Here is a 6,670-nt window from a genome sequence, read left to right as displayed (position 1 = left end):
GCTGCCATGAAGCTGTGGTGGGCACAGATGGCTCTGAACTTTTTGTGGTCCCCAACCTTTTTTGTACTGCAACTGCCGTGGTTTGCCCTTGTGGTCATTCTCGCGTTCCCCCGGGCGGAGATTGCATGATGTTTAAGAATTTGGCTTCGTATTCTAGCTAACACCGGTTTTTGCCTAGTCCCGTTCGCTGTCCAAAGCTTCGCGTATGAGCGTCAGATTCGGCAACGAATTGTGAAACGGATCGAGCCCGAGTTGGAACAAAATTGGAACCAGGGCTTCCGAAATCCGCTCCATACAAGCTTCCAAAAACTCCGCGCCTTGCGGCGTGGACCGGACAATTTTTGAACGCTTGTCATTGGGGTTGGCTTCAAGGGTAATCAGAGCATGATTTTCAAGACTGGAGAGCATGTGCGTCATCGACGTCTTGGGCACTTGAAAAGCGTTTGATAGCTGTAGTGGAGTTTCTCCCTCGGGACGCCGGACCAGGTGGCCCAATATGCCAAATTGGGTTGCGGTCATTCTACCAGGTAAGAACGCTTCAAGCTTGGCCGAGATCAGCTGATTGATGATCCCGACCTCGGTGAAGAACCGGTAAACTTCGTTGGTCTCATCTTCAGGCTTCATTCAGAATTCGTGTCTCCAGCGGCCAGCGGGGGGTGGCAATTGGCTCGGGTCCATACCCCAAACGCAGCAACATTTGCACCGCGTGGCCCGGTGACGCAAGAAGCTCATGCGCCAGAGCGTATTCATCGGCCATCTCGGGATACTCCTGAAGTGCCTGACTGACGGGGTGAACGCCCAAGCCCATTTCGGTTGTCTTTAGGTAGAAACGCATCAACTGACGTCCGGCATCGAGTTGATCGCTTCGCGTATTTGTGGCTGTCGTGAGGACTGCGTATTGTGGCGTCGCGTCTAGCATGGCGAAGTAGCCTCGCATGTGTGACTGAGTGCCTGGGTGGTCAACATTCATAAGGGTTTCATTGTCCAATAGGCCGGTAAGTCGCAGCGTTTCCAGCATGGGATCGCGTAATTCTATCCCGTCTGGGTTGGCGTTGATTTCAGCTTTCCCGATCCGCATCAGGTCGACGGATTCTTTCAGGGTCTGCGGCGTTCGCATTTCGATTTCAAAGGCGCGTTTCGTGAGGTCTCGAACACGGGCCACTAGATCCTCATCGGAAATCAGAGTGGCATAGTTTTCAAGGACTGACATTTCCGCCTCGGACAGCCGCTGTTTAGTGTACGGCTCTTTGTTGGAATGCCGTTTGAGGATTTGATCTGAGAGTGGATCGGGTGTTCCGCCAGGAACAAACACTGCTTCTGCGATGGGTCCGTCATCCCCATCTGGCAGTAACTTGACATCGGTATCAAACCCGAGAGCACCTGCTGCCAGAACCATCGTCTCAACAAATGCACCGAGGCCAATAAAGAGCTGGCGGTGGTAGGGATCGGTTTCGGGAAGCTCGCGATCAGGATCGCGGTGGATGCGCACCTTATCTTGCCCAACCAACTCGACCAGCCAAGGTTGCAAATTGTGCGGGTTGGGGGCGAGAATTGCATAGGACAAAGCGGCTTTGCGAGGGTCGTCATACGGTTTTGGCGTCCACGGAGCCAGCGCGTCATGCGGCGTGCGTGTAGCGAGGAACCCAACCGCACCCGTTGCCGCCAAAATCGTGCATCCGCCTAGAACTTTTAGAAAGCGTCTTCTATTTGGCATTTTGACTCTCCAATAGTACGATATCGAACTAAATAATACGAAATCGTACTACTTCAACCCCAGTCGATGCGGTGATTGGATGAGTGATTTGAAAAAAGTAAATCAGAGCAGCCGGACGCAACCGTGGGCTGCCGTGGGAGACAAGTATTCGGAGCGCCTTTAATGCCGAAAATAGGCAGTTATTTTAGGCGATTAACGACCGGACACGAGAAGATCAGAGGCTGGTGAGCCGATGTTTTTCGAGTATCCTGCAAAGCATAGCCTGTGCTTGCAGCCTGTGTTCTCGATGACGTTCACGGGCGACACCCGGTCGGCCTTCACTAATCGCTTGGAAAACAACCCGGTGATCTTCATTGGATTTGACGGGCAGGGGCCTGATGAACAACGTCGTTGCGCGCGCGCGACGTACCTGGTCGCTCATCATGGCGACAATCGCTTCGACCCGTTTGTTGCCGCCCAACCGAACGAGCTCCTGGTGAAACAACTCGTCGGCCTTGGCCCAGGCTTCAAGGTCTTCGGCTTCGATGGCTTGGTCCATCTTTGCAATTGATCCAGCAAGTACCGCCAGTTCATCTTCTGAATAGCCCGCTTCGGCAGCGCGCTGTGCTGCGAGACTCTCGAGTTCCGTCAGTATGTCGTAAATTTCACGCATATCGTCTGATGAAACAGGCAGTATCCGCACGCCTTTGCGGGGCCGCATTTCCAGCAACCCCTTGCTTTCCAACATAAGCGCAGCTTCCCGTATCGGGGTGCGGGACATGCCAAGGGTCTCGGCGAGTTCCGATTCCAGATGGTCAGTTCCGGCTGCAAGTTCGCCGGACAGGATCATCCGCCGCAAATCTCTTACAGCGCGTTGCGTATTGGAAAGAGTTTTTGCGTCCTGATCCTTCACGGAGTCTCCAGGTTGATCTTTCGTCCCTCCGCAGCCGAGAGATAGATGTTCTCTTCGATGCGGATCACGTCCAAATAGTCTCGAGCCGTGTTTTCCAGCGGCGTGCCCTTTACAAGGCCTGAAATGACGTGACTTTGCAAGGCGTGTACGCAGTCTCCTCCAAACCCATCACGATCGCTCGGAGGTAAAATCTGCTGTCGCTCCTGTTTTCCGAAAGCGCGGAGGTCAACTGAACCGTCGCCGCTAAGAACCAGTGATCCTTCCGTTCCTTCGATGAGAGCTTCGCCCATGGTCTGACGCAGGTTTTCGGCGCTGTGGTCAAGGCACCTGTTCCCATCGAACAGAGCTTTCAAACCTTTGGGGTGGTCAAACAAGATGTAGCCTGCGTCCTCGCCCGCGATTACGGAGTTAACTTGGCGCAAGTCCGCGTAAACAGCACTGGGCGCATCGAACAGAAACCGGAACGTGTCTACCCAGTGAACCGCTGTTTCATGAACAAGGAAACGAGGCATGTCCTGAAAGTACGGCTGCCGGTCAAGGTAGGCGTGTAGACCCTGTCCGTCACCGGGTCGAAGTCGGAAAGTCGCTTGTAGAGGAGTTCCAATTCGACCCTTGGCCATCGCCTCTTTGATTGCTCGATACCAAGGCTGGAAGCGAAAGTTTTCGTGTATAACAATAGTTGCCCCAACCGCTTCAGCCTCTGAAACAATCATCTCAGCTTCATCCAAAGACATGCAGAAAGGTTTTTGGCAGATCACCCACTTTATCCCAGAGCGCAGTGCCGTCCGGATGGTGTCGGCCTGCGCCACAGGTGGAAGGATGATGTCCACGAGATCTGGCTTTTCCGCCTCCAGCATTTTTGACAGATCATCGTAAGCCGCCAGTCCTGTTTCTTTCGCCTTGTTGATATCACGGTTGCAGGATGCAATCGGAACCGCTCCGGGCATTCGGGACCAGCTTTCGTAGTGGAACCTACTGAAATACCCCGCACCCACACACGCGACCCTGATGGCTTGTTGAGTATTCATGCCCGCAATTCTTCAAATACCGATGAGGCTGCGTCCTGCGTTCCGGCGGTGCCACCTAGGTCACGCGTCAGGTTCTGTCCGTTCGCAGTCACCTTTTCCACGGCTTCACGCAATCGTTCGCCGTCGTTGGACAGGCCTAGGTGATCATGGGTCAAACCTAACCATTCAAGCATCATTGCTGCGGACAGGATCATCGCAAAAGGGTTAGCAATACCCCGTCCCGCAATGTCCGGAGCGGAACCATGGCAGGGTTGGAAAACAGCGTGGTTCAACCCGATATCCGCTGATGGCGCCAGTCCAAGACCGCCCATGAGACCCGCACCAAGGTCGGAGAGGATATCTCCGAACATGTTCTCAGTCACCAAAACATCGAATTCCCAAGGCTTTTGGACCATCCATAGAGCGGTGGCATCAACATAGGCATGGTCAGCTTTCAAATCGGGATGGCGTGCAGCCTCCACGTCAAAGATAGATCTGAAGAATGCAAAGGCCCTGAAAACATTGGCTTTGTCGATACATGTAACCCGTCCTTGGCCGCGACCGGATGCCTTGCGGTTCTTGGCGAGTTCAAACGCGAAACGGAACAGTTTTTCGGATACCTCACGAGTGATCAGCAGAGTTTCACGTGCTTCGTGTTCGGAAACTTCGCCAGCGCCTTGGGTGAAGAACAGTCCTTCTGTGCTTTCGCGTATCAAGACAAAGTCGATCTCTTTTCCGGGAGGCAGCGCCAAAGGGGTCATTTGTCCGCTGCTTACTTTTACAGGACGCACACCAGCAAAAAGTCCCAGTTGCTTTCGCAGATCAATTTGCGGTGAAATCTCGGTTCCGTCAGGATATCGAACATCTGGCAAGCCCATTGCAGACAGCAGAATTGCGTCCGCATTGCGTGCAGTTTCGAGTGATCCAGCCGGAAATGATTCTCCAGTTTTGGCGTAGTGGCCTGCGCCAGCTGGTGCGTCTGTAAACGCCAGCTCGTAGGTTGGATTGCTTAGCGAGAGTTGGTGCAGAATTTCAAGCGTAGGGGCCATAATTTCCGGGCCGATCCCGTCCCCGTGGAACACCGCAACATCGTAAATCATTTTCATTCTGGCCCGCTTCCTTCCCGTTTCGCATTCATAGCGCGATAGCAGCTTCCACTACAGTCCGTTGACAATGCATTCTGTAATGTATACGCAATTAAATGCAACAATAAACGCAAAGTTGTTTGGGAGGACTTGGAAATGAAACTAAAGCTAGGGCGGTTGGCCGCCGCAGCCGTGATGGCGACCGGGATTGCAGGGGCAGCTGCTGCGCAGGATTACCCTTATCGTGACATCACCACAGCTGTGGTCTGGGGGGCCGGTGGCGGCACGGACACGATCAACCGAATGATCATGGCCGAGATGGAAAAACACCTTCCGGTCTCGATCAATGTGATCAATCAAACTGGTGGCGTCGCAGGTTCCAATGGCATGGTCTACGTCATGAACCAACCAGACGATGGCTATACATTGGTTGGTTTGTCAGAGTCTAACGTTACCGCCGCTGTGCAGGGTGGTTGGGATAAGAAATTTGATTTTTGGTATCCGTTCATTGTTGGTGGATCACCTGATCTGATCTCGGTCCCGGCGGACAGCCCTTACAACACGCTGGAAGAACTGGTCGACGCTGCGAAAGCAGCTCCTGGCACTATTCCGGCAGCGGCTTCCGGCGCAGGGTCTATCCACCACTTGAACCTTCTCGCCATCGAAAAAGGGTCCGGGGCGGAATTCAAGTTTGTTCCATACAAAGGCTCGGCGCCAGGGCAAGAAGCAGCGATAGCGGGCGAGGTCGCATTGGTCGTAACCTCTCTGGCTGAGCAGGCGCCTTTGATCGAGGGCGGTCAGTTGAAACCGCTCGCGATGCTGACGCCCGAGGACGCGCAAATCGCAGGAGCTACGGTGCCATCTGCCTTTGGCATCTATGACGGTCTCGATCAGTATCTTCCACTCAAACAGGCCATTGGTTTTGCAGTTCACAGCTCAGCTGGTGACGACGTAAAGGCCGCGCTTGGCGATGCCTTTGAGCAGGCGATTGCGTCTGACACCGTCGCCGAATGGGCTGCGGCAAACAATTACGACGTCGGTGGTCAGCACGGTGAAGCGGCTCAAGAACTGTTTGCGAACCTCGAGGCTACTTTTGCCTATACCTTGCAGGACCTTGGCGCTGCCACCGTCGATCCGGCCTCGCTGGGTATCGAGAAGCCCTAATCCGATCAATTTTGAAAGGGCGCGCTTGATTGCGCCCTTTCCCTCAGGAGGCAGGCAATGGACAAACCTGACGAAACACTGGTCATGCGGTCGCGCGACTTTTGGGCAGCAATTGTTCTTATAACAGTGTCCGTCTTTTTTCTTTGGAAGACGTCGGACATTCCACTTTGGGGTGAAAACCGCGCAGGAGTAAGTGGGTCGGATTGGTACAACTCGGCTGCAATTGTACCGTTGTTCATCTTCGGTGGATTGCTTGGCTTGTCCTTCGTTTTGCTGGCAATTTCGATCCGCTCTGGTGGGGCCCAAAACGCGCTCACGGCTTTGGGGATCGGATGGGATAAGTCGGAAGCCTATCGAGCTTCAACAATAGGCCTGATCCTTCTTGCATATGTCGTCGGACTGGTTCCCAGAGTGGACTTCATTTTGTGCTCGGGGTTACTGATTACAGCTTTGACTTACGGGTACTACGGCGGCCATGCGCGGCGTTCTTTGGTGGCCTGTATCGCAGTTGCCTCTGCCGGACTTTTTGCGTTCGCCATATTTCCCGCGCAGGCGGATTGGAATGCACACGGAGATGATTGGTTTACACTGGTCCTATGGGTCTCGCTAACACTTGTGGTGTTGACCAAAGCGGCTTCAGAACGGCTTTTGCGGTTCGTACCACTGGTCGCGATACTGGCCCCTTTGATTCTCGTTTGCGCGATGGCCTTTGTTTTCCGACAGAACGTGCCCGCGCGCGGTGGGCTGATCTTCAAGCAAATCGAATACCACTACTACGTGACGCTTCGTCCACTATGGAAAGATTGAC

At 53.9% G+C, this 6,670-nt stretch carries 8 protein-coding genes; 3 read left to right on the top strand and 5 right to left on the bottom strand.

Annotated features, from left to right (window positions below; all coding sequences use genetic code 11):
• Positions 1-6 precede the first annotated feature (6 nt).
• On the top strand, positions 7-129 hold the full coding sequence (locus AC2FFA_RS21555) for a tryptophan-rich sensory protein (protein ID WP_496853188.1): 123 nt from the start codon (positions 7-9) through the stop codon (positions 127-129).
• A 45-nt stretch (positions 130-174) separates the two neighbouring features.
• Here AC2FFA_RS21555 and AC2FFA_RS21550 read toward each other — a convergent pair whose 3' ends face one another.
• From AC2FFA_RS21550 to AC2FFA_RS21530, 5 genes are all read right to left on the bottom strand, one after another.
• Complete coding sequence (locus tag AC2FFA_RS21550; protein WP_496685944.1) at positions 175-624, bottom strand: MarR family winged helix-turn-helix transcriptional regulator; 450 nt, start codon at positions 622-624, stop codon at positions 175-177.
• On the bottom strand, positions 614-1,714 hold the full coding sequence (locus AC2FFA_RS21545; protein ID WP_496853187.1) for an Acg family FMN-binding oxidoreductase: 1,101 nt from the start codon (positions 1,712-1,714) through the stop codon (positions 614-616). The genes AC2FFA_RS21550 and AC2FFA_RS21545 overlap by 11 nt, the downstream gene beginning before the upstream one ends.
• Positions 1,715-1,928: 214 nt before the next feature.
• Entirely contained in the window at positions 1,929-2,606 is a 678-nt protein-coding gene (locus tag AC2FFA_RS21540) for a GntR family transcriptional regulator (RefSeq protein WP_496853186.1), read from the bottom strand.
• Complete coding sequence (locus AC2FFA_RS21535) at positions 2,603-3,634, bottom strand: Gfo/Idh/MocA family protein (protein ID WP_496720677.1); 1,032 nt, start codon at positions 3,632-3,634, stop codon at positions 2,603-2,605. The genes AC2FFA_RS21540 and AC2FFA_RS21535 overlap by 4 nt, the downstream gene beginning before the upstream one ends.
• Positions 3,631-4,719 carry an isocitrate/isopropylmalate dehydrogenase family protein gene (locus tag AC2FFA_RS21530; protein WP_496853185.1) on the bottom strand — a complete coding sequence of 363 codons (1,089 nt, stop codon included), beginning with the start codon at positions 4,717-4,719 and terminating at the stop codon, positions 3,631-3,633. Before AC2FFA_RS21530 ends, AC2FFA_RS21535 begins: the two co-directional genes overlap by 4 nt.
• Positions 4,720-4,854: 135 nt before the next feature.
• Between AC2FFA_RS21530 and AC2FFA_RS21525 the strand changes: the two genes are divergently transcribed.
• The gene (locus AC2FFA_RS21525) at positions 4,855-5,862 is read left to right on the top strand and encodes a Bug family tripartite tricarboxylate transporter substrate binding protein (protein ID WP_117870796.1); all 1,008 of its coding nucleotides are present in this window, start codon (positions 4,855-4,857) and stop codon (positions 5,860-5,862) included.
• 57 nt (positions 5,863-5,919) lie between these two features.
• Positions 5,920-6,669, top strand: a complete 750-nt coding sequence (locus tag AC2FFA_RS21520) for a hypothetical protein (protein ID WP_117870794.1) — start codon at positions 5,920-5,922, stop codon at positions 6,667-6,669.
• Position 6,670 lies beyond the last annotated feature (1 nt).

The organism is Ruegeria sp. YTSB088, assembly GCF_059609825.1.
Note: the sequence above shows the minus strand (reverse complement) of the source record. Positions and strands in the feature narration are given on the sequence as shown.